This window comes from Halogranum amylolyticum, assembly GCF_900110465.1.
GTDB classification, from domain to species: Archaea; Halobacteriota; Halobacteria; order Halobacteriales; family Haloferacaceae; genus Halogranum; species Halogranum amylolyticum.
This window is the reverse complement of sequence record NZ_FODV01000008.1, coordinates 17378-42254: the sequence shown is the minus strand read 5'-3', so window position 1 is coordinate 42254 and position 24877 is coordinate 17378. Positions and strand designations below refer to the sequence as shown.

At 66.8% G+C, this 24877-nt stretch carries 24 protein-coding genes; 11 read left to right on the top strand and 13 right to left on the bottom strand.

Annotation, left to right across the window (positions count from 1 at the left end; translation table 11 throughout):
* Nucleotide 1 precedes the first annotated feature (1 nt).
* Complete coding sequence (locus tag BSG17_RS14750) at nt 2-1675, top strand: aldehyde ferredoxin oxidoreductase family protein (RefSeq protein WP_089825418.1); 1674 nt, start codon at nt 2-4, stop codon at nt 1673-1675.
* A gap of 18 nt (nt 1676-1693) precedes the next feature.
* On the opposite strand, the gene BSG17_RS14745 is transcribed toward BSG17_RS14750, so the two are convergent.
* The 7 genes from BSG17_RS14745 to nasA all read right to left on the bottom strand — a co-directional run bounded on the left by BSG17_RS14745 (nt 1694) and on the right by nasA (nt 10092).
* Complete coding sequence (locus BSG17_RS14745; protein WP_089825416.1) at nt 1694-2410, bottom strand: hypothetical protein; 717 nt, start codon at nt 2408-2410, stop codon at nt 1694-1696.
* Nucleotides 2411-2493: 83 nt separating this feature from the next.
* The gene (locus BSG17_RS14740) at nt 2494-3627 is read right to left on the bottom strand and encodes a thiolase family protein (RefSeq protein ID WP_089825414.1); all 1134 of its coding nucleotides are present in this window, start codon (nt 3625-3627) and stop codon (nt 2494-2496) included.
* A gap of 119 nt (nt 3628-3746) precedes the next feature.
* Nucleotides 3747-3881, bottom strand: coding sequence for a hypothetical protein (locus BSG17_RS28295; protein ID WP_280141183.1), 135 nt, complete (start codon nt 3879-3881; stop codon nt 3747-3749).
* 2 nt (nt 3882-3883) lie between these two features.
* The gene (locus tag BSG17_RS14735; protein WP_089825412.1) at nt 3884-5641 is read right to left on the bottom strand and encodes a nitrite/sulfite reductase; all 1758 of its coding nucleotides are present in this window, start codon (nt 5639-5641) and stop codon (nt 3884-3886) included.
* A 431-nt stretch (nt 5642-6072) separates the two neighbouring features.
* Nucleotides 6073-6687, bottom strand: coding sequence for a molybdenum cofactor guanylyltransferase (gene mobA / locus BSG17_RS14730; protein WP_089825410.1), 615 nt, complete (start codon nt 6685-6687; stop codon nt 6073-6075).
* A 10-nt stretch (nt 6688-6697) separates the two neighbouring features.
* Nucleotides 6698-7996: an MFS transporter gene (locus BSG17_RS14725; RefSeq protein ID WP_089825626.1), complete on the bottom strand. Its 1299-nt coding sequence runs from the start codon at nt 7994-7996 to the stop codon at nt 6698-6700.
* 2 nt (nt 7997-7998) lie between these two features.
* Entirely contained in the window at nt 7999-10092 is a 2094-nt protein-coding gene (gene nasA / locus BSG17_RS14720; RefSeq protein WP_089825408.1) for an assimilatory nitrate reductase NasA, read from the bottom strand.
* A gap of 463 nt (nt 10093-10555) precedes the next feature.
* Between nasA and BSG17_RS14715 the strand changes: the two genes are divergently transcribed.
* Both BSG17_RS14715 and BSG17_RS14710 read left to right on the top strand, forming a co-directional pair.
* Nucleotides 10556-11902: an ATP-binding protein gene (locus BSG17_RS14715; protein WP_089825406.1), complete on the top strand. Its 1347-nt coding sequence runs from the start codon at nt 10556-10558 to the stop codon at nt 11900-11902.
* Nucleotides 11903-11905: 3 nt separating this feature from the next.
* Nucleotides 11906-12730 carry an MBL fold metallo-hydrolase gene (locus tag BSG17_RS14710; RefSeq protein ID WP_089825405.1) on the top strand — a complete coding sequence of 275 codons (825 nt, stop codon included), beginning with the start codon at nt 11906-11908 and terminating at the stop codon, nt 12728-12730.
* 83 nt (nt 12731-12813) lie between these two features.
* Here BSG17_RS14710 and BSG17_RS14705 read toward each other — a convergent pair whose 3' ends face one another.
* The 3 genes from BSG17_RS14705 to BSG17_RS28290 all read right to left on the bottom strand — a co-directional run bounded on the left by BSG17_RS14705 (nt 12814) and on the right by BSG17_RS28290 (nt 13954).
* On the bottom strand, nt 12814-13260 hold the full coding sequence (locus tag BSG17_RS14705; RefSeq protein ID WP_089825403.1) for an ester cyclase: 447 nt from the start codon (nt 13258-13260) through the stop codon (nt 12814-12816).
* Between the two features lie 102 nt (nt 13261-13362).
* On the bottom strand, nt 13363-13806 hold the full coding sequence (locus BSG17_RS14700) for a hypothetical protein (RefSeq protein WP_089825401.1): 444 nt from the start codon (nt 13804-13806) through the stop codon (nt 13363-13365).
* A 25-nt stretch (nt 13807-13831) separates the two neighbouring features.
* The gene (locus BSG17_RS28290; protein ID WP_280141182.1) at nt 13832-13954 is read right to left on the bottom strand and encodes a hypothetical protein; all 123 of its coding nucleotides are present in this window, start codon (nt 13952-13954) and stop codon (nt 13832-13834) included.
* Nucleotides 13955-14040: 86 nt separating this feature from the next.
* Between BSG17_RS28290 and BSG17_RS14695 the strand changes: the two genes are divergently transcribed.
* A complete protein-coding gene (locus tag BSG17_RS14695; protein ID WP_089825399.1) occupies nt 14041-14853 on the top strand; it encodes a manganese catalase family protein in 813 nt (270 codons plus the stop codon).
* A gap of 24 nt (nt 14854-14877) precedes the next feature.
* On the opposite strand, the gene BSG17_RS14690 is transcribed toward BSG17_RS14695, so the two are convergent.
* The 3 genes from BSG17_RS14690 to BSG17_RS14680 all read right to left on the bottom strand — a co-directional run bounded on the left by BSG17_RS14690 (nt 14878) and on the right by BSG17_RS14680 (nt 19429).
* Nucleotides 14878-16968: a beta-propeller domain-containing protein gene (locus BSG17_RS14690; RefSeq protein ID WP_089825397.1), complete on the bottom strand. Its 2091-nt coding sequence runs from the start codon at nt 16966-16968 to the stop codon at nt 14878-14880.
* Between the two features lie 64 nt (nt 16969-17032).
* Complete coding sequence (locus BSG17_RS14685; protein WP_089825396.1) at nt 17033-18403, bottom strand: aryl-sulfate sulfotransferase; 1371 nt, start codon at nt 18401-18403, stop codon at nt 17033-17035.
* Between the two features lie 66 nt (nt 18404-18469).
* Nucleotides 18470-19429 (bottom strand): DUF5787 family protein, encoded by a 960-nt coding sequence (locus BSG17_RS14680; protein WP_089825394.1) that lies wholly within the window; start codon nt 19427-19429, stop codon nt 18470-18472.
* Nucleotides 19430-19679: 250 nt separating this feature from the next.
* On the opposite strand from BSG17_RS14680, the gene BSG17_RS14675 reads away from it, so the two are divergent.
* The 7 genes from BSG17_RS14675 to BSG17_RS14645 all read left to right on the top strand — a co-directional run bounded on the left by BSG17_RS14675 (nt 19680) and on the right by BSG17_RS14645 (nt 24852).
* The gene (locus BSG17_RS14675) at nt 19680-20915 is read left to right on the top strand and encodes a translation initiation factor IF-2 subunit gamma (RefSeq protein WP_089825392.1); all 1236 of its coding nucleotides are present in this window, start codon (nt 19680-19682) and stop codon (nt 20913-20915) included.
* 15 nt (nt 20916-20930) lie between these two features.
* Nucleotides 20931-21302: a PIN domain-containing protein gene (locus tag BSG17_RS14670; protein ID WP_089825624.1), complete on the top strand. Its 372-nt coding sequence runs from the start codon at nt 20931-20933 to the stop codon at nt 21300-21302.
* Nucleotides 21303-21311: 9 nt separating this feature from the next.
* Nucleotides 21312-21881 carry a DNA-directed RNA polymerase gene (locus BSG17_RS14665; RefSeq protein ID WP_089825390.1) on the top strand — a complete coding sequence of 190 codons (570 nt, stop codon included), beginning with the start codon at nt 21312-21314 and terminating at the stop codon, nt 21879-21881.
* Between the two features lie 3 nt (nt 21882-21884).
* A complete protein-coding gene (gene spt4 / locus BSG17_RS14660) occupies nt 21885-22082 on the top strand; it encodes a transcription elongation factor subunit Spt4 (RefSeq protein ID WP_089825387.1) in 198 nt (65 codons plus the stop codon).
* Nucleotides 22082-22615 (top strand): GTP-dependent dephospho-CoA kinase family protein, encoded by a 534-nt coding sequence (locus tag BSG17_RS14655; protein WP_089825386.1) that lies wholly within the window; start codon nt 22082-22084, stop codon nt 22613-22615. Before spt4 ends, BSG17_RS14655 begins: the two co-directional genes overlap by 1 nt.
* Before the next feature lie 204 nt (nt 22616-22819).
* Complete coding sequence (locus BSG17_RS14650) at nt 22820-23140, top strand: 30S ribosomal protein S24e (RefSeq protein ID WP_089825384.1); 321 nt, start codon at nt 22820-22822, stop codon at nt 23138-23140.
* Between the two features lie 8 nt (nt 23141-23148).
* Nucleotides 23149-24852, top strand: coding sequence for a bifunctional N(6)-L-threonylcarbamoyladenine synthase/serine/threonine protein kinase (locus BSG17_RS14645; protein WP_089825382.1), 1704 nt, complete (start codon nt 23149-23151; stop codon nt 24850-24852).
* Nucleotides 24853-24877: the final 25 nt, after the last annotated feature.

Sequence of the window (24877 nt, the reverse complement as noted above, 5' to 3'; positions counted from 1 at the left end):
TATGCGACACGCAACTGGGCCCCTGCTCTCTGTCGACGTCGACGACCGAACCTCCCGGACCGAGGACATCGACGACGTCCTCGAGTCGTTCGTCGGCGGTCGCGGCGTCTGCACCAGACTCGCGACCGACCGCATTCCGACCGACGCCGACCCCTTCGGACCGGAGAACAGACTGTACTTCGCGACCGGACCGCTGCAGTTCTCCCAGATGTCGTTCACCGGGCGGATGAACGCGACGGCGCTGTCGCCGCTGACGAACGGGATGCTGTCGACTAACGCCGGGGGGTTCCTCTCACGGAACTTCACCGGCGCGGGCTACAGCGCCATCGAGATCACGGGCGCGAGCGACGATCTCCTCGCGATCCACGTCACCGACGAGGGGATCGGGTTCGAGGACGTCCCGGACCTCGCGGGTGCGACGGTGACGGAGGTCGACGAGTACATGCGCGACACGCACGGCCTCGACGAGGACCACGTCGCCTGCATCGGTCCGGCCGGCGAGAATCTCGTTCGATTTGCCTCCGTCATGACGACCGAACACCGGGCGTTCGGTCGCGGCGGACTCGGCGCCGTCTTGGGGTCGAAGAACGTGAAGGCGATCACCTTCGACGGCGACGCAGCCCCGCAGGTCGAGCTCCCCGACGTCACGGGTGAGATCCACCGGGAGGCGGCGACGGCGGACCACCCGATGAAGCAGGCGGGGACGACGAGCGTCACCGAGTACGCCAACCACGTCGGCGCACTCCCGACGCGGTACTTTTCGGAACTCTCCTTCGAGGGTGTCGAGGGGATCAGCGGCGACCGAGTGGCCGAGAAGAAGTACAAGAAGGGCACCTGCTCTGCGTGTGCGTTCGCCTGTAAACTGCCGACGCGGGACGAGGCGTCCGGTCTCGAAACCGAGGGGCCCGAGTACGAGACGGTGATGGCGTTCGGGTCCAACAGCGGCGTCGACGACGTCGTCTCGGTGATGAAGTCAAACGACCTCTGTGACGACCTGGGGATGGACACGATCTCCTGTGGCGACGTCATCGCCGCCTACCTCGCCAGCGAGGATCGCTTCGGTGATTCGGAGTTGATCCACGCTCTCGTCGAGAAGATCGCTCGCCGCGAGGGCGTCGGCGACACGCTGGCCGAGGGGGTCCACCGCTGTCACGAGAATCTCGGCGTCGACGACTGGACGGTCAAGGGGCTGGAGTTCGCCGCACACGACGGCCGCAAACTCAACGGGCAGGGACTCGCGTTCGCCACCGCGAACAGAGGTGCAGACCACATGTACGGCGAGTTCTACCCGCTCGAGTATCCGCTCGTCGGGAAAGACGAGGCGATGGACCCCGAGGGGTTAGAGGGGAAGCCGCCGAAACTCGTCGAGAAGGAGAACCACAACGCCGTCCTGGATTCGGCGGTGGTCTGCAAGTTCTCGCGGGGGTTCGTCACCGGCGACCACCTCGCGACGCTCTTGGACGCCGACTACGACGACCTGCTCGACGTGGGCGGTCGCGTCGTCACGCTCGAACGCGCGTTCAACAACGCCCGCGGCTTCGACCGCTCGGACGACACGCTCCCCTACGAGATCTCTGGCTTCGAGGACGCGCTCTCCGAGTACTACGAGATCCGTGGCTGGAACGACGACGGCACCGTCCCCGCGGACACGGACGTCACATCTGCCGCCAACTGAACGCGACGAGCAGCGCGGTTACTGGTCGTCCTCGCCACTGCCCGCTCGCTTCAGTGCGGCGAGTCCAGCCGCGCCGACCCCGAGCACTCCCGTCAGTGCCGAGAACCCCGGACTTGACGCCTCCGTCGTCTCGGACTCCGGTTCGTCCGTGACGGGACCGTCGTCCGTCGTTCCGGCGGTGTCGGTCACGGTCGTCGTCTCGCCCGTCCCGTTCGTCGCGGCGGTTTCGATTGAACTCGACCCGACCTGTTCGAGTTTGACCGAGGTGTGTCCGCCGGGGCAGTCGGTCTGACTGTTGACGACGTACTGGTTGCCGGTCTCGACCGTCGAGTCCTGCGCCGGGATGTAGAGCGTCGTCTCCTCGGCCTCCGACTCCGCGCCGACGTCCACCTTCTCCGAGATGGTGGCGTTGTACGCGGCGATTCGGTCGTCGGACTCGATGACGTCGCAGGAACTCACGCCCGTCGTGTCGGGGTCGTTCTGCGGGTCTTCGACGAGGAGGTACAATCCAGTGAAGTCGCTGTTGCCGAACTTTGGTGTCGAGTTCGAGAGTACGCCGTTCGTGTAGATGTCGTCTTTCTCTTCGTCTTCGCCGTCAGATTGGGCTCCTGCCAGCCCCGAGAGGGCTGGAACGCCTGCGACGGCGGCGGCGGCACTACCGGCCCGAAGCAGCCGTCGCCGCGAGACGCCGTCCGTCGCCGTCGCTCGCCGGGGTTCGTCCGTGCTGTGAGACATCTGTCGCGAAGTACAGCCGACCGACACTAATGCGTCGTGGCCGACCGTCTGCGCCGTCGTCCGAGAGGGGCGACGCAGAACCGCTATCGGTAGAGCTCGATCGCCGCACCCTGACCGAAGCCGACACAGAGCGTCGCGAGACCGCGCTCGACGTCGCGCTGGATCATCTCGTGGACGAGCGTCACGGGGAGCCGTGCGCCCGACGCGCCGAGCGGGTGGCCGAGGGCGATGGCACCGCCGTTGACGTTGAACTTCTCCTCGTCGATACCGAGTTCGCGCCGCGAGTAGACACACTGGCTGGCGAACGCCTCGTTCAGTTCGACGAGGTCGTAGTCGTCGATGGAGCGTCCTGCTCGCTCCAGCAGGCCTTCCGTGGCCGGTACCGGACCGATCCCCATCACCGTCGGGTCGACGCCGGCGACGTTGTTCGTGCCCACCTTCGCCATAATCTCGAGGTCGTGTTCCTCCGCGAACGCCTCGCTCGTGACGAGCACCGCGGCCGCGCCGTCGGAGATCTGCGAGGAGTTGCCCGCGGTGACGGAGCCGTCGCCGGTGAACGCCGGCGACAGGTCCGAAAGTACTTCCATCGAGGTGTCGCGACGGATCCCCTCGTCCTCACTGACGGTCCCCTCTTCGGTCTCGATGGGGACGATCTGGTCGTCGAAGCGACCCTCGTCGGTCGCGGCGGCGGCCCGCTGGTGGCTGCGGAGAGCGTACTCGTCCTGTGCTTCGCGGCTCACCCCGTGCTCTTCGGCGACCTTCTCGGCGGTCATCCCCATCTGGAGTTGGAAGATGTTGTACTCCTCGGAGAGTTGCGGGTGGAGATGCTCGTAGGAGTCGCCGTCCATCGGGACGCGGGACATGTTCTCGACGCCGCCGGCGATGACGCAGTCGCGGTTGCCCGCGGCGATGGCGTCGGAGGCGCTGATGATCGCCTGCATCGAGGAGGCACACCAGCGGTTGATGCTCGTCGCCGGGACGCCTTCACCGAGATCCGAGAGGAGGGCGATGACGCGGGCGACGTTGTTGTCCTGTTCGCCGCGCTGCTGGGCGACGCCCCACATCAGGTCGTCGACGTCGTCGCTGTCGAGGCCGGTCTCGGCGAGGATCTCGTTGATGAGGGCGATAGAGAGGTCTTCGCTGCGGACGTCCTCGAAGACGCCGCCGCCTCTCCCTTGCGGGGTTCGGTACGCTTTCGCGATGACTGGCGTTGGCATATTTCCCCCTCGGAGGTCTAGCATGATAAACCCACAGAGAACCGGAAACCCACCGAAAACAGTTTATCGTTTATCGGACGCCGAACCGCCGACCCGACCGCGGAGACGACCACGCCTGCTTACGGTTCGAACAGCTCCGGGGCGACGTCGGCCGAGGTGTGTTGCGTCGACGACGACGGCTCGGCCGACGCAGCGGTGCCGTCGCGTGTCGTCTCGCTCGTTTCGGGCGGTGCGGAGTCACGAGAGTCCGCCACGGTCAGTCGTCCGCGGGCGTCTCCGCCGCCTCCGTCGCGCTCTCGTCGTCCTCGAAGGGGTACCACGACTGTTTGGCGTCGGTCAGATACGGGTCGTCGTACGTTGTCTCCTCCGGTTCGCAGAGTTCGACGAGCGCCTCTGTCCCCGTCACGTCGACCCACTCGCGGAACGTCTGTCCGTCCTCACGGTGGGCGGCGAACGCCTCGACGAGGTTCTTGATGGCACCCGGCACTTCGTCGGCGGGGACGCGCTGGCGCACCCACTCGACGAAACTCGGCTCCTCGCCGACGCCGCCGCCGACGCCGACGTCCATCGCCTCGACCATCTCGCCGTCCTTGCGGGCGCGCATCCCGAGCAGACCGATGTCGGCGGTGTTGGCCTGCCCGCAGTCGGCCGTACAGCCCGAGTAGTGGAGGTGGACGTTCTCGACGTCCTCGGGAAGGTCAACGTTGTCACGGAGCCACCGCAGCATCCGGGCGGTCCGCGCCTTCGTCTCCGTCAGCGCCAGCGAGCAGAACTCCGTCCCCGTGCAGGCGATCGCGCCGCGCTGGAACGGGTTCGGTTCGGGCGTGTGCTTCGAGAGCAGCGGTTCGGCGAGCAGGTCGTCCAGTTCCGACTCCGGGACGTCGACCAGCAGCGGGTTCTGTCGCCGGGTCAGCCGCACCTCCCCGGAGCCGTACTCCTCGGCGAGGTCGGCCAGTTCGACGGCGTCCTCGGCGGTCAGGCGGCCGACGGCGACCGAGAGACCGACGTAGTAGTCGCCGTCCTTCTGCTCGTGGACGCCGACGTGGTCGGCCTTCCCCTCGGCGGGCGGCCGCCCCGCGTTGTAGCTGTACTCCTCGCGGACGTCGGTCCCGGCACTCCTGAGTTCGAAGTCGACGTACTCCTCCTGAAGGAGGTCGCGGATCTGCTCGGTCCCCCAGTCGTCGACGAAGAACCGGGCGCGGTTCTTCGAGCGAACGTCGCGGTCGCCGTGGTCGTGGTAGAGTTCGACGAATCCGCGGACGACGTCGTACGCCTCCTCGGGCGTGACGAAGACGTCGAGCGAGCGCGCCTTCCGGGGTTTCTTCCCGCCGAGACCGCCGCCGACGCGGACGTTGTACCCGAGCGTCGCCTCCCCGTCGACCATCTTGAACGCCGGCTCGACCCCGACGTCGTTGATGGCGTCCTGTGCACAGCCCTCGCGACAGCCGGTGACGCTGATGTTGAACTTCCGGGGCATGTTGGCGAGTTCGTCGTCGCCGCGGAGCTCCTCGCGGAAGCGTTCGAGCAGCGGTCGAGTGTCGACGAGCTCGTGTTTGTCGCGGCCGGCGACCGGACAGCCCGAGATGTTACGCATCGTGTCGCCGCCGGCCGACCGAGTGGTGACGCCGACGGATTCGAGCGTCTCCCAGATGGCGGGAATGTCCTCCAGTCGCACCCAGTGGAGCTGGATCGACTGCCGCGTCGTCAGGTCGACGAACCCGTTGCCGAACTCGGGGTTGTCGGCGGGGCCGGTACAGTAGTCGCGGGCGACCTCGCCGATGGCCCGGAGCTGTCCCGGCTTCAGCCGCCCGTTCGCGTTCGTCAACCGCATCATGAAGTAGCCCTCCTGACCGCTCCGCTGGTGGAAGACGCCCCAGAACTTGAACCGCGTGAACCACTCGTCGTGTTCGTCCTCGGGAATCGAGTCGAACCCCTCCTCGGCGAACTCCAGGATCTTCTCCCGGACCGCGTCGCCGTACAACTCCTCCTTATACGTCTCTTTCTTATGCGCCATCGTCTCCGAACACCTCTCTACGTTTGTCTACGTTTGAACTGATAACCGAAACGTGCATAGCGTAATTCACGGTTAAAGTATGCTCAACAAAAGCATATAATAGTAATCGTTGGAATTTTCAAAAAATACTCTCACGCATTCGTCGGACGGTCACTTTAATAGCGGATTAGAGGGATATAAGGACGTACTTCGTCCAAATATCAGTCGTTCGTTTCGACGTACGTTTCGTTTCTGTACGTAGTTACAGAACAGAGTAGTCGACTTCTCGAGTAGTCGTCGCCGCGGGACGTCGCGCGTGAGAGACGGTCGGATCGGGAGCGAACGACCGGAGGAACTGGAGCAGTCCACGGCGGGAAGAAAAAGCGGTCGGAGGTCGGGTTCGGACACTCGGCGGATCAGCCGGCCACTCTCGACGGGCCGGCCGTGGCTTCTCACACGCTCACGCGAGCGTCGCGGAGGTCGGCACGGGTGTTGATGTTCCGGAACGCCGCCGGGTCGGCGTAGGCTGCGACGGTTCGCTCGGGGACGACGACGGGTCCGAGCAGGTCGAACACGTCGTACAGTCGTCCCGCCCGGTGGACGAAGGCGTCGGTGCAGGCGGTCTGTGCCGCCCGGACGTGGACGACGGCGGGGAACGGCTGGCGCTCGCCGTCGACCTCGGGGACGGCTCCGGCGTCCGTGCGCGCCGCGGCGAACAGGTGGTCGAGAAACGCCGTCGGGACGAACGGCATGTCGCAGGCGACGACCGCCGCGTACTCGGCCGTCGTCGCCTGCAGACCGGTCCGCAACCCGGCGACTGGACCACGGTCGAGGATGGGGTCCTCGGCGAACCCGACGTCGAGTCCCGAGAGGATGGTCTCGAAGGTGGGTCGCTGTTTGCGCCGACAGTTGACGACGATCTCGTCGATGGCGGGGTCGAGCGTCTCGGCGACGCGTCGCAGCAGGGGGACGCCGTCGAGACGGACGGTCGCCTTGTCGACGCCGCCGAACCGGGTCGACCGACCGCCGGCGACGATGACACCGGTACGACCGGTGTCCGGTCTCATCCGTCCATCCTCAGTCATCGCTCGTGCTGTAGGAGCCACTGCTCTCGCCGAAGAAGCCGTCGACGTGGGCGCGCTCGGCGATCTCCGGCCGGGCGACGTAGGCGTTCAGGAGGACGATGGGCACCATGATGGCGGCGACGACGGCGTAGCCGCTGTGGATGGCTCCCACCTCTGCGGCGTACGAGTAGACCAGCGGGAAGCCGATGCCGCCGAACGTGCCGATGCCGCCGACGACGCCCGCCGCCGCGCCCGACCGCTCGGGGAACATCGCCGGCACCTGCGCGAAGATGGCTCCCTCGGTGAACGCACAGGACATCCCGACGAGGAAGCCGACGCCGACGGTCAGAAGGACGCTCCCGGTCTGGCCGGCGAGCGTCAGTCCCGCCATCGCCGTGACGATGAACCCCATGCAGAGGACGGTCCACTGCTCGCGGTAGCGACCGGTGAAGACGGGAAGGATGTCCGTCTCCGTCCGGACGACCCAGTCGCTCACGTAGCCGCCGATCGGTCTGAGGAGTCCGGCCGCCAGCGAGAACGTCGCCGCGAACGTCGAGGCGACGACGAGGTTCGAGCCGAACCCTTCGCGGAAGTACGTCGGCAGCCAGCCGTTCATCGAGATCTCGAGGCCGAAGCTCATCACGTAGCCGAGCGCGAGCGCGACGACGCCGTAGCGGGTCGCCACGTGGACCCACGAGGAGAGCGTCGCCGAGTCGCTGGTCTCCTCTGCCTTCCTCTCCGTGACGGCGTCCTGGCCGACGACGTAGTAGGTGACGGCCATCAGCAGCGCGACGACGCCGGTGTAAAAGAACGCGGCGCGCCACCCGGTGTCGAACAGCGGGCCGTTCCACTGGCCGAACACGCGCGGTAGGACGAGTGCCCCGCCCGCTGCACCGGCGTTGCCGATGCCCGCGTAGATGCCTTCGGCGGTTCCCAACTGCTCCTCGGGAAACCACTGGGCGACGTGCTGGATGCCGACGACGAAGGTGATGCCCGCCGAGGCGACGACCAGCCGTTCGACGAAGAACACCTCGTAGCTGGTGGCGAAGGCGCTCGCCATGCTGAACACCCCGACGTAGGCGAGGACGATGGCGAACACCGACGACGCGCCGTAGCGGTCGGAGAGCCACCCCGTCAGCATGCGGCCGGGCGGCGCGCTCCAGATGGCGGCGCTGGCGAGGATGCCGAGGTCGGTGAGCGAGAGGCCGAACTCGTCGGCGATCGGTCCGGTGAAGGGAGCGAAGGAGAACCAGATGAGAAACGAGAGGTTGAATGCCATCGTCGCGAGCACGAGCGTCCGCCACTTGGTCATCTTCATCGGCGGACCTCCGGGGCGAGCGGGTCGCCGGTCGGAGCGGGCGTGTCGTCCCTCGTCTCCGTCCCTCCCTCGGGGTCGGGTGCGACGAGGCGGACGGCACACTGTTTGTAGTTCGGTTCGTCGGACTCGGGGTCGACTGCGTCGACGGTGAGGTGGTTGGTCATCGGATGGTGGATCGGCAGCCAGACCATCCCGGCCGGGACGGCGTCGTCAGCCTCGACGGCCGCCGGGACGCTCGCCCGCGGCGACTCGAGGACGGTCCGGTCGTCGGTTAGCTGGTCGCTGTACGTCTCGACAGTCTCGGGGTTGACCCGCGCCGGAACCGGGCCGGGGTCGTCGACGCCGCGGGAGCGGACGCCGGTGTTGTAGCCGTCTGCCTCGCGGGCCGTCGTCAGAGTGAGCGGGTAGTCGTCGCTCGTCGCTTCGGGGAGGTCGAGCGTCTCCTCGCTCCGATAGTCGGAGAACTGTGCTCGTCCCGTCGGCGTGGGGAACTGCCACGTTTCCGTCTCGGGGTCGTAGTAGCGGTAGCCGCCGCTGGACTCGGCGTCGGGTGCGGGCCAGCGGACGGCGAGTTCCTCGTCGAGACGATCGTAACCGATGCCCGAGCAGTCGGCGTCGGTGCCCGCGGTCAACGCGGCGAACTCGTCGAACACCGCCTCGGGGTCGAGCGTCGGTGCCGGAAAGAGCTCGGGGGCGACGCGAGCGCCGACGCCGGCGACGATGTCGAGGTCGGTGCGGACGCCCGAGGGGAGTCCCGTCGCCGGGCGGATCCGCGAGACGGTCCGCTCCATGTTCATCGCGGTCCCGTCGGACTCGCCCCACGTCGCCGCCGGAAGGACGACGTCGGCGAGTTCGACCGTCTCGGTGCGGAACGCGTCCTGGACGACGAGGAAGGCGTCCTCAAACGCCTCGCGAGCGGCCGCGGCGTCCGGCAACCCGGCGAGGGGGTTGGTCGCGACGGTCCAGACGACCGAGGGGTCGCTGTCGACGATGCCGACGGGGCCGGGGCCGGCGTCGTCCGGGAGGTCGGACACCGGAACCCCCCACCTCTCGGCGACGCGACGACGGTGGTCGGGGTCGGTGAACGTCCGGTGGCCGGGCCACGACCCCTTCGAGGAGCAGACGCGCGTCCCCATCGAGTTCGCCTGGCCCGTGAGCGAGAACGGTCCCGAACCGGGGCCCATGTTCCCGGAGGCGAGACAGCAGTCGACGAGCGCCCGCGACGTCGCGGTGCCGCGGACGCTCTGGTTGACGCCCATCCCCCAGTAGACGAGCGTCTGATCGTCGAACGCCGTCGCCAGGAGGTCGACCGTCTCGACGTCGACGCCGGCCTCCTCGGCGGCCGCCTCGACCGATGGGAGCGACTCCCGGAGGGTGGCGAACCCGTCCGTGTTGGCGTCGACGAACTCGTCGTCCACTCCCCCGCTCTCGACGAGACGGGCGAGCACCGCCCGAGCGAGCGCGAAGTCGCCGCCCGGAGCGAGTTGGACGTGGTGGGCTGCGGCCTCCGCCGTCTCGCTCGCGACGGGGTCGACGACGACGAGGCGACTGTCGTCGTCGCTTGCGGAGTCCGCGATCCAGCGGAACAGCACGGGGTGGGCGACCGCGGGGTTCGCCCCCCAGACGACGTGCGTCTGCGCTTCGGGGACGTCGTCGTAGGTCGGCGGCGGCGCGTCGCTGCCGAAGGCGTCGTAGTAGGCCGTCACCGCGCTCGCCATGCACAGCGTCGTGTTGGCGTCGTAGTTGCGCGTGCCGACGCCGCCACGGGCGAGTTTGCCGAGCGCGTAGGCCGCTTCGTTCGTCTGCTGACCGCTGCCGAGGATGGCGACGTCGTCGGGGTCGCTGACACCCCCGACGGCGTCGGCGACGCGGTCGAGCGCGTCCTCCCACGTCGCGCGGACGAGGTCGCCGTCCTTGCGGACGAGCGGGCGGGTGAGCCACTCGCCCTCGGGGTCGGCCGTCTCGCGGATGCCTCGTCCACAGGCGAGCCCCCGGTTGACCGGATGCGCGGCGTCCCCGCGGACGACGTCCAGTCCGTGGCCGATATCCGCGCCGCGGTGGACGTGCCCACAACCGACCGCACACCGCATGCAGGTCGTCTCGACTGGGTCACCCACCGGCGACCACTCCTGAACGACCGTGACAGATTCTGTGACGATCGTCCGATAATATGCGCTTAGTGGATCTGATTGTGTATCTTCTCACGTCATAACTCGACTGAATCGAGTAGTAAAACGCTAATCGTTGAAGAAACAAAATTAGAACCCGGTTCTACGACTGTGTGTCCGGTTTACAAGGAAATTTAAGGAGTTAACCTATCTACTCCGTCCGGTTTTCCAACGTTTTTCTGCCCGTTCGTTCACTCGATTCGCGAGTTCCGTAACCGAGTACTACGGCCGGAGCGGTTCCGGTGCGCGGGCCACGGCGAGCGATCGTCCACTCGTGAAGCACGCGAGTGGTCTCGCGTCGGCCGACCGTGGTGTCGTCTTCGGGTCGCGTCACGTCTCCGTCGCTTCGACGGTCTTAAGATTCTGTGGCAGGAAGTTTGCACGGATGACTGACCCGGCCTTCGAGGTAGTCGAGTTCCTTCTGAGCGCTCACCTCTACACGGAAAACCGGGACCTAGACGAGAACGATCTGCCACCTCGCTACCGGCAGGTGTTCTGGAAGGACGGTGCCATCGAGCGACCGTTGTCGGCGACCGAGGACACGGCGCGGACCGCGACGGGTGTCGAACATCCGTGGGAGGCGGTGTCCGATCTGCTCTTCACTCAGCGGACCGAGTTCTCCGGCAAACTCTCGCTCACGCAACCCGAGATGGCACTCGACTGGTTCCTCGACCGTGCAGACGACGACGATATCGCCGCGAACCCGACGATCGCCGCCACGGTCGAACACCGCGACGACGTCGACGTGACCCACGAGGACGCGCGCGACCAGAACCGTCCGATCCAGGCCGACCGCGTCTGGATCGACTCGCTGCTCGAGGAGTACTTCGACACCGACGAGGAGGGCGACGCCGAGATGCTCGATCTCGTCCACGTCCGCGCTCCCGAGGAGATCGAGATGACGCTCGAGGACCTCGTGTTGACCGAGGACCAGGAGGGCGAGATACGGAAGATCGTCACCGCCATCGAGCACCGCGACTACCTCGCACAGATCGGCCTGCGCGAGATCGGGAAACTGTTGTTCGTCGGCCCGCCGGGAACGGGGAAGACGACCATCTCGCGGGCGTTGGCCCACGAACTCGGGATGCCGTTCGTCGAGGTCAAACTCTCGATGATCACGAGTCAGTATCTCGGCGAGACGGCCAAGAACGTCGAGAAGACGTTCGAGGTGGCCAAGCGACTCTCGCCGTGTATCCTCTTCATCGACGAGTTCGACTCCGTCGCGAAGACCCGCCGCAGCGACGAACACGCGGCGCTGAAGCGCGCGGTCAACACGCTGCTGAAGTCTATCGACGACATCTCGCTCATCCGCGACGACGTGTTGCTCATCGGCGCGACCAACCATCCCGACCAACTCGACGCCGCGGCGTGGCGGCGGTTCGACGAGATCGTCAACTTCCCGAAGCCCGACTGGCAGATGCGCGCGGACATCCTCCAGGTCATCACTCGGCAGATGGAGATCGCCGACTTCGACCCCGAGGCCGTCGCCGAACGCACGGAGGGACTCACCGGCAGCGACCTCCGGATGGTGCTCCGGGAGGCAGTGCTCGAGGCGCTCACCGAAGGACGGATGGAGCTGACTCAACAGGACATCCTCGACGCCGTCGACGACTTCGAGGAACGCGACAACCTGAAGAACATGGACATGATCGACGGCGAGGGGGCACAGGTCGCCGGCGACGGGCGAGGGGGTTCCGACGACCACGACCACGATCACTCGCACGACCACTGACCGATGCGGGTCACGCTCCTCGGCACCGGCGACACGACGGGGACGCCGACCGTCGGCTGCGACTGCGACACCTGTACCGAGGCCCGTCGTCGGGACGTCGAGCGCTCGCGGTTCTCCGTCCACGTCGAGAACGAGCGGACGGCCGAGTCGTTGCTCGTCGACGCCAGCCCCGACTTCCGCCACCAGTTTCTGACTCACGACGTGCCGTTGCCCGACGCGATGGTCATCTCGCACATCCACTTCGACCATCTCGACGGCCTCGGCAACGCCTACCGGCTGTTCGACGACCTGCCCGTCTACGCGGCCGACGAGGTCGACCCCGTGACCGGCGAGAGCGTCGCCGACACGATTCGAACGAAGTACGACTATCTCGACCGCATCACGGTCCACGACGTCACGCCGTTCGAGACCCGGCGGATCTGCGGCTTGGACGTGACGCTCGTCCCCGTCGACCACCCGCCGCTGGTCTGTTACGGTCTGACCGTCGAGGATCCCGAGACCGGTTCGAAGCTGTCGCTGTCGGGCGACACGAGCTACGACGTCCCCGCGGAGTCACGCGACGCCCTGCGGGATCCGGATCTCTTCCTCGCAGACGGGATCGTCCCGGCGTCGCTCTGTGAGTACCACCCTATCGGCGGCCGCCACGAGAACGACGAGGGCGTCCCGCGGACGTTCGGCACGAAACATATGACCCGAGAGGGTGCACTGGAGTTGGCCGCGGAGTTGGACGCGGCGACGACACGGCTGGTCCACACCGCCCACTTCTACCCGGTCGAGGAGGCGTTCGAGGAACCGCTCGCCGTCGACGGCGAGCAGTACGAACTGTGAGCGGCAGAGGATCTGTCCAAACCTGCTGACGACGACCGGAACCGCGTGCCGAGGACAGCGGTGTCGTCGGTGACGTGCCACTCTCAATCCTCTGTCAGTCCGAGCTGTTCGTAGATCTCTTGCTGGTCGAAGTACGCACGGTGTTCCTGGATCTTACCGTCTACGACCCGGAACGTGGACATCTCCCCGACCTCGACCGCCCGTCCAGTCGGCGGGATTCCACCGAACTCTCCCTCGTGGGTCATCGTTATCTCCGCTTCGTACATCACCAGGTCGTCGCTGGAGAGCAGATCGCCGACCGTCACTCGGAAGTCGGGGAACCCGTCTACCACTCCCCGGACGAACGCCTCCAACCCGTCGGGACCGTGGACCTCCCTCGCGGGACCTGGGACGCCTTCCTCGGGTGCGGCCGGGTCGGACATCACGAACGACTCCGAGACGACGTCGGGTATCTTCGAGTACGCTCGTTCGTTCCAGATCTCCACGTACTCTCTCACGAGCTGTTCGGCTCTCGGTGTGGCTTCTGCCATCGGTGGCTCCCTCCACGCCCAACTATGCTACGAGTTCTCATACCGTTGTTCCACGACAGTCCGGAGATAGTGTGACGGAAGAATCTCTCGTCTCGGTCACCGTCACCTGTCGATATCGGTGTCGTCTACTCTCACCTGTGCAGTCGGTGAACGACGATATCGGCGGAGTCCGTACTCACCACCGCCGACGAGCAGCGCGGCGACGGCGACGAGCGGCCACCCGAGCAGATACCAGCCGAACGGCGTCGGGTCGACGGGCGTCAGTCCCGAGTCGACGATCGACCACGTTCCGTACGCCGAGAGCGTGAACGCCGCCGCGACGACGAGCGCGGGAGCGCGCAGTCGCCTCGTCGCGACGGCGACCGCCGGGAGCGCGCCGAGGAGGACCGCGCCGACGGCGACGTACGCGAAGAACGGTTCGTCGCCGGCGACGCCGGTGTCGAAACCGAACCACGTCCAGAGGACTCCTGCGGCGACAGTGTGCAGGAGGGCGGCGAGGAGGACGAGGCCGGCGGCAGCGGTCGAGGAGGGCGGTCGACGGGACACGACCGATCTTCTCGGGTCGGTGTCATCAGCGTTGGGTCGTCACGATCCGTGTCCCGGCAGCGTCGACGCCGATCGGCGAGCGCTCGTCGGAGGAGAGGAGGCGGTCGAAGGAGAACTGCAGGGGAATACAGCCAGACCGCTTTTCCACGTCCGGACGCCGAAAACTGTACCTCAACCGGGTAGTGATACTGGTTCGCACACCGATATTGCCGTGGCGGTTGTCGCCTCGATCGAATGTTCTACCACGACGACGAGCTCCAGTTCGAGGTCGAGGTCGAGGAGCCGAACCCCCAGTTCGCGAAGATGCTCCAGCAGGCGATCGGCGGTGCGGAGGGGGAGATGCGCGTCGCCCTGCAGTACATGTTCCAGGCGTTCGCCGTCCCGGCGGAGAAACAGGAGATCCGACAGTTCCTGATGGAGACGGCCACCGAGGAGCTGGGTCACATCGAGATGCTCGCGACTGCCGTCTCGAAGAACCTCGAGGGGGCGTCCGACGAGGCCCGCGAGGCGGCGCGCGACGACGCGGTGATCGACGAGATGATGCGCTCGGGCCAGCCCCGACAGGCGCTCTCGGCCGGGCTCCACGCGATGCCCGTCGACAGCAACGGCGTCCCGTTCACGGGTAACTACGTGGTCGCCTCCGGCAACCTCGCGGCCGACATGTACGCCAACGTGATGGCCGAGTCCACCGGGCGACTGCTCGCGACTCGACTGTACGAGTTCACCGACGACCCCGGAATGAAAGACATGCTCGAGTACCTCATCGCCCGGGACACGATGCACCAGAACCAGTGGCACGCCGCCCTGGAGGCGCTCGGCGAGCACCGCCCCGTCCCCAACAGCTTCGACCAGTCGAAAGAGAATCAAGAGTACAACTACACGTTCATGTCCACCGCTCACGAGGAACGCGAGGACCCCCAGCAGCCGTGGACGACGGGCGAGGCACCCGACGGCAACGGGGAGTTCAGCTACACGCCGCAGCAGCCCGGCGGCGGCAACCCGGACCTCGACGAGATGATCGACGAGATGTACAACGAGGTCAAGTAGTCGCGTCGGTCGTCGAGGCGCCCGTCACTCGCTGGACGGCTCGACCACGTCCCGCCGATACTCCATCGCCGGCAACTCCAGGGTCACCACGCGTTCCCAGGTCGTCTCGTCGACGACGACCACCTCCGACTGACCGAACACGTAGAGATAGTCGTTCAGGTAGATGGCTCGTTGGGCGCGTTCCACGCCGACGACCTTCTTCAGCTCCAGTCCATCCTCGTAGCCGAAGACGTAGCCGCCGTCTCGTCCCGGCAGGAAGAACACGCCGTGCTTGCGGTCCATGAGGAAGGCGTGGTGGCTCTCACGAATCGCCGACCAGCGTTCGTCGAGCACGTAGTCGTCTTCGACCGTCGGATTCTCGGGGTTCGAGACGTCGAAGACGACGGCCTTCACTCGACCATCTTCCTCGCCGACGCCGAGCACCCGGTCGTCGGAGAGCGGGTGGAGATACGAGGAGAAGCCCGGGAGCTTCAGTTCCCCCTTCAGCTCGGGATTCTCGGGGTCCGAGAGGTCGACCACGTGGAACGGGTCGATGCGTTTGAACGTCACCACGTAGGCCGTGTCGCCGACGTAGCGCACCGAGTAGATCTGCTCGTCGAGGCCCATTCCCTGGACCTCGCCGACGACGTCGAGTTGCTCGTCGAGCACGTAGAGGTCGTTCTCGCTCTCGGTACCGCGTGCCTCGATAGTCGTCGCGATGCGGAGATTACCGTCATGTTCGCTCAACGAGAACTGATTGAGTGGCACGCCGGGGACGCTGCCGACGCCTGCGACGCCGAGGCTCGGCGTCTCGCCGGTGGTGTCGACGCCGACTTCGACGACGCCCGTCGTCGTCAACTCGCGTTTGTTGTCGTCGAGGTACTCTCGCCACTCGTTTGCCAACTCGGTTCGGACCTCGTGGCGTTCGTCGTCGTCGAGGCTCCGGTACCACTCGCCGAGCGCGCGGTCGGTCTCGATAGAGCGCGCCCGCGAACTCAGGTCGTACTCACGGAGCTGTTCGAGGCGGTCGACGACCGAATTCGGCAGCCGGTCTCGCTGTTCTGACAGGAGGAAATCGAGGTGAACGCGCCCATACTCCGGTGGTTCGGTGTAGGTGACGTACAGCGACTCGCCGGACATGTAGACCGTCGAGTCGTGTCCGCCCACGAACGAGACCGAGTCGGCGACGTCGCCGCTCTGAGGGTCGAGAGCGGTGGTGGTGTAGGTCGCGTCCACCGGGACGGGGTCGGTCGGGTGGTACACCTGCGTGCAGGCGATTTCGACGTCGCGCTCGCCGAACGGCTGGACCGGACAGGGCGAGTCGTAGTCGAGGCCGTCGACGGTCACGAGGTAGAGCTGTCCGTCGGAGAGGCGAGCGGTCCGCAGCCGCCCCGAAATCTGCTTCGACCACCGTTCCTCGGGGTTCTCGCGGTCGGAGACGTCGTAGGCGACGACGGACTCGTGAGAGAGCACGACGAGCGTGTCACCGGAGAGCAACAGTTGTCCGGAGGCATCGACTTCGCCGGCCAGGGCGGGGGAGACTGGTTCGGAGGTGTTCAGGAGCGTCACGCCACCCCGTTTGCCGGGGTGAAACCCGTGGCGCGTCCCCCGGGCGTAGTAGACTGACTCGCCGTCGGTCTTGACGACGTCCGGTTCGTCGATGCCGGTCACCTGGACGTTCGTGCCGGAGACGCGTTCGACGTCGGAGCCGCCGGAGCCGCCTGCACTCCCGTCGGCAGCGGTCGATTCGGCTTCCACGGCGGTCGCCTGCGGTGTCGAGGTCGGGGCAGCGGTCATCGTGGCGGTGTCGTCGACGGCGACGGTCTCGGTCGCTCGCGGGCTGTTCAGGAACCGGGTGCCGTGGGAGCCGTCGCCGCGCGCTGCCGCCGCGTCGAGATAGTCTCTGAACGCTGCGGCCGACTCGAAGGCGGCGACGTCGGCGGTGGTGGCCGTCTCGTCGGTAGCGGCTGCCCCGGACCCTGACGAACCGGGGCCGGAACTGGGTGCCTGTACGGCGAGACCGTCACTGGGGCCGGCGACGGCGTAGACGCCGGCCCCGACGGCGGTGCCGACGAGCAGTGCGACCATCGCGATGGCTGCGACTGCGGTGGTCGAGAGTGGAGGGCTTCGTCGCATATGCCGACCGACGGTATCGAAGGAATAAGCCGTTCCGTAATGTCAAACGGGTCTTTGACTCTTCTCAGTCGCGGGTGCGGAGCGCCGCCGCACCGAGACCGAGCAGGAGCGCCGCCGCACCGACGACGAACGAGTCGAGGTCGCTCGTGACGCCCGTGAGCCCGTCGTTCTCGTCTTCGACGATACTGGTGGAGATGTCCTCGCCACCACTGTCGCCGTCTGTCGCCGTCGACGTGCTGGCGTTCTCGCGGTTCTCCTGCCAGTAGCTGTTCTCGAAGTTCGTCAGCGCCTCGTCGCAGTCGGTCAGGTCGGCGTTCTCGCGCGGCGTCCCGTTCTTCAGCGTGACGCGCTCGCTGGCGTTCAGGTCAGCCATCGTCGGACCGCCGGACTCCGGCACCTGCAGGCGGGTCGCGTCGTAGACGAGCCACGGCGAGTAGAACTCCCAGACGACCTCGCCGTCGGGCGTCACCTCGACGACGCGGTGGTTCTTGGAGTCGGTGACAAGCGTGTTGCCGCTCTCGAGGCGGTCGGCGTCGCGCGGCCAGTCGAACACCGAGGAGTTGCCGACGCGCCAGGTGCGGTTCCAGCCGTCCGCCGTCCGCTCATACTCGACGATGCGATCGTTCTCGCTGTCGGCGACGAGGAACGTGGGCGTGCCGTCCTCCGACTCGAGGTAGTCGGGGTTGTGCTGCTTCCGGAGGACGTCGTGGTCGCCGTCGCTGCCGAGTTGCAGGTCGATGTTCCCCGTGGTTCGGTTGACGAGGACCACCTGATCGAAGTTCCGCGGCGAGAGGAGATACTGGTCGTCGCCGACGGGGTCGACGTCGTTGACGTGCGTCCAGTCGTCCGAGTAGTTACCGCCGACCTCGGGTCCGTAGTGGTCGTCGAACTGCCACTCCCAGACCACCTCGTCGGTCGTGCGGTTGTAGACGAAGACGCGGTCCTCGTTCTCCCCGGTGCTCTCGTTGTAGTTGCGCATGTCTGCGACGACGAGGTTGCCGTTCGAGAGCAGGTCGACGTCGTGGGTGTCGTGCGTGTCGAGGCGCTCGGACCACAGCGTCTCACCCGTCTGCGGGTCGAGTTCGTAGACGACCGTCCCCTTGTTCATCGTCGCGGTGACGAACACGTTGCCGTTCTCCAGCGGGTCGACGTCGTACCCCCAGGTGACACCCTGGTTGGCCCCCGACTGCTGGACCCACTTCACCGCGCCGTCGGCACCGACGCCGACGAGGCGTGCGGGCTTCTTCCCGGCGTCTTCGCCGTCGAACTTCGCACCCTGTACGCTCACGACGGTCATCGTCTCGGGCGACTCCGTCGCCGTCGCCTGGCAGATGCCGGGCGCGTCGGCGTCGTCGGACTGCGCGGTCACCGCGGGGAGCACGGCGGTGCCGACGAGGAGGACCACGAGACAGAGGACCGAGAGGCGGGTTCGCATGTCTGCCCGGTCCGGTGGCCGAGATATGAGTTTTGTGACTCGACGTCGTGCGTTCCCCGTGACGTCTCACCGGAACCGATCCAGTCCCGACTGGCGACGCGCCACGCCTGCCGGGTCGGCGACCCACGGCGACCGTTCGTCCCGGAGCGCGTCGAGGTCGGCCGTTGGCGGATCGGCGGGAACGTGTGCCGCACACGCCGCGCCACACTCCGAACCGGGGTCGACGACCCGGTCGAACTGGTCGCAGTAGGGGCGACCGTCGGCCGTCGCCGTCGCGTGCGCACAGGCCGGGAGGTCGTAGCTCCGCCACCCCTTCCCGTAGGCCTTCTCGGCGACGCGGCGGCGCGCCCGCGCCTTCGAGTCGGCGTCGACGAAGGCGACGTCCGTCCGGAGCGCGTGGCGCTCGCCGAGTTCGACGCCGATCGACTCGATGGCGAGCGGCGCCGCCTCGCGGACGACCTCTCGCTCGCCCGTCTCGGGGTCGAACCGCCAGACGCCGACCTCGTCGGGGATCCGGTTGAGGTGGGCACGGGTGACGTAGCTCTCGGTGGCCAACACCACCTCGTCGAACAGGCCGAGGCTCGCGTCGGTCCGGAGCTGCCGTTCGAGGTCGCCCGGCGTCCCGAGGTCGGGTTTGTTCTCGACGGCGGTGAGTGTCGAGAACCAGTCCGGATACCGCACCGTCTGCCGGACGTACTCGCGGCCGCCGCGGCGTTCGCGCTCGAAGAAGCCGACCGAGAGCGCCCGGTCGGTGAGCTCTCTCGCTCTCTCGGGGTGGCAGTCGAAGGCGTCTTTCCAGTAGACCGCGCCGCCGACGCCGACGTCGCTCTCGACGGCGAGCGTCGGAATCCGGCTGTCGGTGATGCGGGTTCGGGCGTCGAACGCCGGGCCGCGCCCGACGAGGACGACGTCGACGACCCGGCGTCCGGGGTCGGCGACGCTGCCGCCGAGCTGACGGGCGACGACCGCGTCGGTCGTCGTCTCGAGCTGCGTGCAGAGCGCCAGTTCGAACCCGAACTCGGACACGGCGGACGTTGGATTGGGCGGGAGAAAAGCCTCGCGCTGCCGACGGCTCGAACGCCGGTACGCTGATACCGCGTCGGTGTGTGTTTGACTGTATCGTGCCAGTCCGTGTCGTTCGAGTCAGCGGAAGCGACGTCGAGAGCGGGGTCTGTCACCGTGTGACGCGACGTAGCGAGGCCGTGACCGATACGAGAACAGCAACTTTATCACGCGTTCGGGGCGAAACTTCCCCAAGATTACTCTCAGGAGGTCAATGGTGACGGAAAATCCCCAACAACCGGAGGTGAACATCGGACTCGTCGGCCACGTCGACCACGGGAAGACGACGCTGGTCCAGGCGCTCAGTGGGTCGTGGACCGACCAGCACTCGGAGGAGATGAAGCGCGGTATCTCCATCCGACTGGGTTACGCGGACGCGACGTTCCGCCGCTGTCCAGAGGCGGACGAGCCCGAATGCTTCACAGTAGACGAAACGTGCGAAGAACACAGTGTCGAGACGGACGTGCTGCGGACGGTGTCGTTCGTCGACGCGCCCGGTCACGAGACGCTGATGGCGACGATGCTCTCGGGTGCCGCCCTGATGGACGGGGCCGTGCTCGTCGTGTCTGCGACGGAGGACGTCCCGCAGGCGCAGACCGAAGAGCACCTGATGGCGCTCGACATCATCGGTATCGAGAACATCGTCATCGCGCAGAACAAGGTCGACCTCGTCGACCGTGACCGCGCGGTCGACAACTACGAACAGATCAAGGAGTTCGTGAAGGGAACGGTCGCCGAGGACGCGCCCATCGTTCCCATCAGCGCTCAGCAGGACGTCAACATGGACCTCCTCATCGAGGCCATCGAGGAGGAGATCCCGACGCCCGACCGCGACGAGTCCGAAGACCCCCGGATGTACGTCGCGCGCAGCTTCGACATCAACCGCCCCGGCACGACGTGGGAGGATCTCACGGGTGGCGTCGTCGGCGGTTCGCTCGTCGAGGGTAAGCTCACGAAGGGCGACGAGATCGAACTCCGTCCCGGCCGCGAGGTCGAAGAGGGCGGCCAGTCGGAGTGGCGACCGATCACGACGACCATCCGGTCGCTGCAGGCCGGCGGCAAGCAGGTCGACGAGGTCCGCCCGGGCGGACTGCTCGGCGTCGGCACCGGACTCGACCCGAGCCTCACGAAGGGTGACGCTCTCGCGGGACAGGTCGCCGGCAAGCCCGGCACGCTCCCGCCGACGTGGCACACCTTCGAGATGGACGTCGACCTGCTCGAGCGGGTCGTCGGCGGCGACGACGAGATCGAGGAGATCTCGACGGGCGAACCGCTCATGCTCACTGTCGGGACGGCGACGACCGTCGGTGCGGTCACCAGTGCCCGCGAGGGTGAGTGTGAGGTCAAACTCAAACGTCCCGTCTGTGCACCTCTCGGTGCGAAGATCGCCATCAACCGCCGCGTCGGCGCGCGCTGGCGACTCATCGGTATCGGGACGCTGAAAGAGTAGATGGTCACGGTCGCCATGGACACGAACGCGCTGATGATGCCGGTCGAACTCGACGTGCGGGTGTTCGACGAACTCGACCGGCTGTTCGGCACGCCCGACCTCGTCACTCCCCGTGCGGTGCTCGACGAACTCGAGAAGCTCGCCGCGGGGTCGAACGGTCAGGAGGGCGTCGCCGCCAGCGTCGGTTCGGACCTGGCGTCCCGCCACTGTCGCGTGGTCGAGACGGACGCATCGTACGCCGACGACGCCATCGTCGAACTCGCCGACCGCGGCGAGTGCGACTGCGTCGTCACGAACGACCGACCCCTGCAGGACCGACTGCTCGAACGTGACGTTCGAGTCGTCGGGGTCAGGGGGCGAAACACACTCGCGGTAACAGAGCCATAACACGAGGATATGTATAAGAAGGTACGACTCAAGGACACGGTCGAGGTGCCGCCACGAGATCTGGCGGACGTGACTCCCCAGCGAGTCAAGCGACTGCTCCAGGACAAACTCGAAGGGCGCATGGACGAGGACGTAGGCAGCATCGTCAGCGTCGTCAACGTAGAAGACATCGGCGAGGGATCGGTGCTCCCGAACCGTCCCGGTGTCTACTACGAGGCGGAGTTCGACGCCATCACCTACGACCCGCAGATGCAGGAGGTCGTCGACGGGACGGTCGTCGAGGTCGTCGAGTTCGGTGCGTTCGTCGGCATCGGTCCGGTGGACGGACTGCTCCACGTCTCGCAGATCTCCGACGAGTATCTCGCCTACGACGGTGAGAACCAGCAGCTCGCGTCGACGGACTCAAACGACACGCTCGGCGTCGACGACGCCGTCCGCGTGCGCATCGTCACGAAGAGCATCGACGAGCGCAACCCGCGAGACTCCAAGATCGGGCTCACGGCCAAACAGCCCGGTCTCGGCAAGCACGGCTGGCTCCAGGAGAAGCGCGAGGAGCGCCAGGCCAGTACGGAGGGGTAAGCGATGGCCAAGAAGCGGAAAGCCTGTCGTGAGTGTCACTACATCAACGACCCCGACGCCCAGACGTGCGACAGCTGTGGGTCGTCGAGTCTGACGGAGGACTGGGCGGGCTACGTCGTCATCACCCACCCCGAGGAGAGCGAGGTCGCCACCGAGATGAACGTCAGCGAACCCGGCGGCTACGCGCTCAAGGTTCGGTGATGCTCCGACTCCCCGCAGATCTCCGTGGTGCGTTCAAAGAGCCGATGGGTCGTGTCTACACCGACCCCGTGGACCTGCTTCGGGATGCCGACCAGACGGAGGGACCGATCGTCGCCGTCGGCGACGTCGTCACCTTTCACCTCAGGCAGGCCGACCGCGACCCCGACGTCGCCGTCATCGACGGCAAGACGAAGCGAGACGCCGTCGACGAGGCGGTCGCCGAGGTGCTCGACGGTGACGCCGACCGTATCGAGGTCGAGAACCCGCCGGCAACGCTCTCGGAGGCGCTGCTCGACGCGCTCGTGACGGCGCTCGACGCCGCCGACCCGACGGTCATCTTCGTCGACGGCGAGGAGGACCTCGCGACGCTGCCGGCCATCGTCGCCGCGCCGATCGGCGCGAGTGTCGTCTACGGCCAACCCGACGAGGGGATGGTCCACGTCCCGGTCGACGAGGAGACGAAAGCCGAGGCCCGCGAACTGCTCTCGCAGTTCGAGGGTGACGTCGAGGCGGCGTTTGCTCGGTTAGACTGACGTCTCAGCTTTCACCACGAGTCTCACGCCTCCGTCGACCAGGGGCTGTGTCTCCCTACTCCGAGCGCGTTCTGTCGGACTGGGGTGTTTCGCCCTCGGGCGGTAGTGAGTCGCACACGAGAGTAGCTGCGACACTCCGAAAAACGCCGTCACGAGGTCGAAATCCTTTTACTTGTTTCGAGAGGAGTTTGTAGCAACTGAACCATGGACATCGACATCATCTCCGAGGAGGAGAACCCCATGTTGCACCGTACCGACGTCCGATTCGAGATCGTCCACGACGACGCGACGCCCTCCCGTCTGCAGGTCCGCGACAGTCTCGCGGCCAAACTCGACAAGGGCTCGGACGAAGTCGTCGTCCACAAACTGGACACGAAGTTCGGCATGCGAAAGACGGTCGGCTACGCGAAGGTCTACGAGACGGCCGACTTCGCCCGTGACGTCGAGCAGGAGCATATGCTCGAGCGCAACAAGATCACGGCCGACGAAGAGGGCGAGGCGGACGCCGAAGCCGAAGAAGCGTAATCGACTAAATGCGCGTTCTCGGCATCGAAGGAACCGCGTGGGCCGCAAGCGCCGCACTGTTCGACACTGAGGCCGAGGACGACGCCGACTCGATTTTCATCGACTCCGACCCCTACCAGCCGGAGAGCGGCGGCATCCACCCGCGTGAGGCCGCAGAGCACATGGCCGACGCGATCCCGGCCGTGATCGACAGTGTCCTCGACCACGCCGTCGCGACGAGCGAAACGGGGGCTCCGACTATCGATGCCGTCGCCTTCTCCCGCGGCCCGGGTCTCGGACCGTGTCTCCGCATCGTCGGCACCGCCGCTCGGTCGCTGGCACAGACGCTCGACGTCCCGCTCGTCGGCGTCAACCACATGGTGGCACATCTCGAGATCGGCCGCTACCAGTCGGGGTTCGACTCGCCGGTCTGTCTGAACGCCTCGGGAGCGAACGCTCACCTCCTGGGCTATCACAACGGTCGCTACCGCGTGCTCGGGGAGACGATGGACACCGGCGTCGGCAACGCCATCGACAAGTTCACCCGCCACGTCGGCTGGAGCCACCCCGGCGGGCCGAAGGTCGAACGGGCCGCGAAAGACGGCGAGTACGTCGACCTGCCGTACGTCGTCAAGGGGATGGACTTCTCCTTCTCCGGCATCATGAGCGCCGCGAAGCAGGCGTACGACGGTCGGAAATCGTCGGACGATTTCCGAGCCCATCAGAACTCGGAGAGTTCTGAGGACGACGGAGAGGCGGTCGAAGACATCTGCTGCGGACTGCAGGAGACGATCTTCGGGATGCTCACCGAGGTCGCCGAGCGTGCGCTGTCGCTCACCGGGACCGACGAGCTCGTCCTCGGCGGCGGTGTGGGGCAAAACGCTCGGCTCCGCGAGATGCTCGCGGAGATGTGCGAGGCCCGCGGCGCGGAGTTCTACGCGCCAGATCCGCGGTTCCTTCGGGACAACGCGGGGATGATCGCCGTCCTCGGCGCGAAGATGTACGAGGCCGGCGATACGCTGCCCGTCGCGGAGTCCTCGATCGACCCGAACTACCGCCCCGACCAGGTGCCCGTGACGTGGCGCGGCGACGAGGAGTCGGTCGCTCGCGCGGTGACGGAGACGGGAGACGTTCGAGGCGCGGAGGCGACCGTCTCGTTCGAGGGCGACACGGTCGTCAAACGTCGTCTCCCCAAGACCTACCGGCATCCCGCCCTCGACGCCCGACTCCGCACGGAGCGGACGGTCGCGGAGGCGCGACTCACGAGCGAGGCGCGTCGTGCGGGCGTCCCGACGCCGCTAGTTTACGACGTCGACGTCCGGGAGGCGACCATCTCCTTCCAGCGCGTCGGCCGATGTGACCTCGCCGAGGAGCTCGCTGTCGACGCCGTCCGCGACGTCGGCGAACATCTCGGTCGACTCCACGCCGCCGGTCTCGTCCACGGCGACCCGACGACGCGGAACGTCCGCGTCGGCGGAGAGTTCACCCCCGAGCGGGACGGCAGTCGCTCGCCGTCCCGCACGTTCCTCATCGACTTCGGCCTCGGTTTCCACACCGGCCACGTCGAGGACCACGCGATGGACCTCCACGTCTTCGAGCAGAGCGTCGAGGGGACGGCGGACGACCCCGACCCGCTCCGAGAGGCGTTCGAGGCGGGGTACGCGGCCGTCGGCGACGACGAGGTGCTCGAACGCCTCCGGACGGTCGAGGGGCGCGGTCGCTACCAGCCGTAGACGACGGTCACCACCCCGCGCTCGG

Bases quoted from the DNA above. Each gene is read 5' to 3' on its own strand.
- BSG17_RS14725 (WP_089825626.1), bottom strand. From the start codon at position 7,996: ATGACCAAGTGGCGGACGCTCGTGCTCGCGACGATGGCATTCAACCTC.
- BSG17_RS14750 (WP_089825418.1), top strand. From the start codon at position 2: ATGCGACACGCAACTGGGCCCCTGCTCTCTGTCGACGTCGACGACCGA.
- BSG17_RS14740 (WP_089825414.1), bottom strand. From the start codon at position 3,627: ATGCCAACGCCAGTCATCGCGAAAGCGTACCGAACCCCGCAAGGGAGA.
- BSG17_RS14670 (WP_089825624.1), top strand. From the start codon at position 20,931: ATGGACACGAACGCGCTGATGATGCCGGTCGAACTCGACGTGCGGGTG.
- BSG17_RS14715 (WP_089825406.1), top strand. From the start codon at position 10,556: ATGACTGACCCGGCCTTCGAGGTAGTCGAGTTCCTTCTGAGCGCTCAC.
- BSG17_RS14685 (WP_089825396.1), bottom strand. From the start codon at position 18,403: ATGCGAACCCGCCTCTCGGTCCTCTGTCTCGTGGTCCTCCTCGTCGGC.
- mobA (WP_089825410.1), bottom strand. From the start codon at position 6,687: ATGAGACCGGACACCGGTCGTACCGGTGTCATCGTCGCCGGCGGTCGG.
- BSG17_RS14690 (WP_089825397.1), bottom strand. From the start codon at position 16,968: ATGCGACGAAGCCCTCCACTCTCGACCACCGCAGTCGCAGCCATCGCG.
- BSG17_RS14665 (WP_089825390.1), top strand. From the start codon at position 21,312: ATGTATAAGAAGGTACGACTCAAGGACACGGTCGAGGTGCCGCCACGA.
- nasA (WP_089825408.1), bottom strand. From the start codon at position 10,092: ATGCGGTGTGCGGTCGGTTGTGGGCACGTCCACCGCGGCGCGGATATC.
- BSG17_RS14645 (WP_089825382.1), top strand. From the start codon at position 23,149: ATGCGCGTTCTCGGCATCGAAGGAACCGCGTGGGCCGCAAGCGCCGCA.
- BSG17_RS14655 (WP_089825386.1), top strand. From the start codon at position 22,082: ATGCTCCGACTCCCCGCAGATCTCCGTGGTGCGTTCAAAGAGCCGATG.
- BSG17_RS14705 (WP_089825403.1), bottom strand. From the start codon at position 13,260: ATGGCAGAAGCCACACCGAGAGCCGAACAGCTCGTGAGAGAGTACGTG.
- BSG17_RS14735 (WP_089825412.1), bottom strand. From the start codon at position 5,641: ATGGCGCATAAGAAAGAGACGTATAAGGAGGAGTTGTACGGCGACGCG.
- BSG17_RS14650 (WP_089825384.1), top strand. From the start codon at position 22,820: ATGGACATCGACATCATCTCCGAGGAGGAGAACCCCATGTTGCACCGT.
- spt4 (WP_089825387.1), top strand. From the start codon at position 21,885: ATGGCCAAGAAGCGGAAAGCCTGTCGTGAGTGTCACTACATCAACGAC.
- BSG17_RS14745 (WP_089825416.1), bottom strand. From the start codon at position 2,410: ATGTCTCACAGCACGGACGAACCCCGGCGAGCGACGGCGACGGACGGC.
- BSG17_RS14710 (WP_089825405.1), top strand. From the start codon at position 11,906: ATGCGGGTCACGCTCCTCGGCACCGGCGACACGACGGGGACGCCGACC.
- BSG17_RS14675 (WP_089825392.1), top strand. From the start codon at position 19,680: ATGGTGACGGAAAATCCCCAACAACCGGAGGTGAACATCGGACTCGTC.
- BSG17_RS14695 (WP_089825399.1), top strand. From the start codon at position 14,041: ATGTTCTACCACGACGACGAGCTCCAGTTCGAGGTCGAGGTCGAGGAG.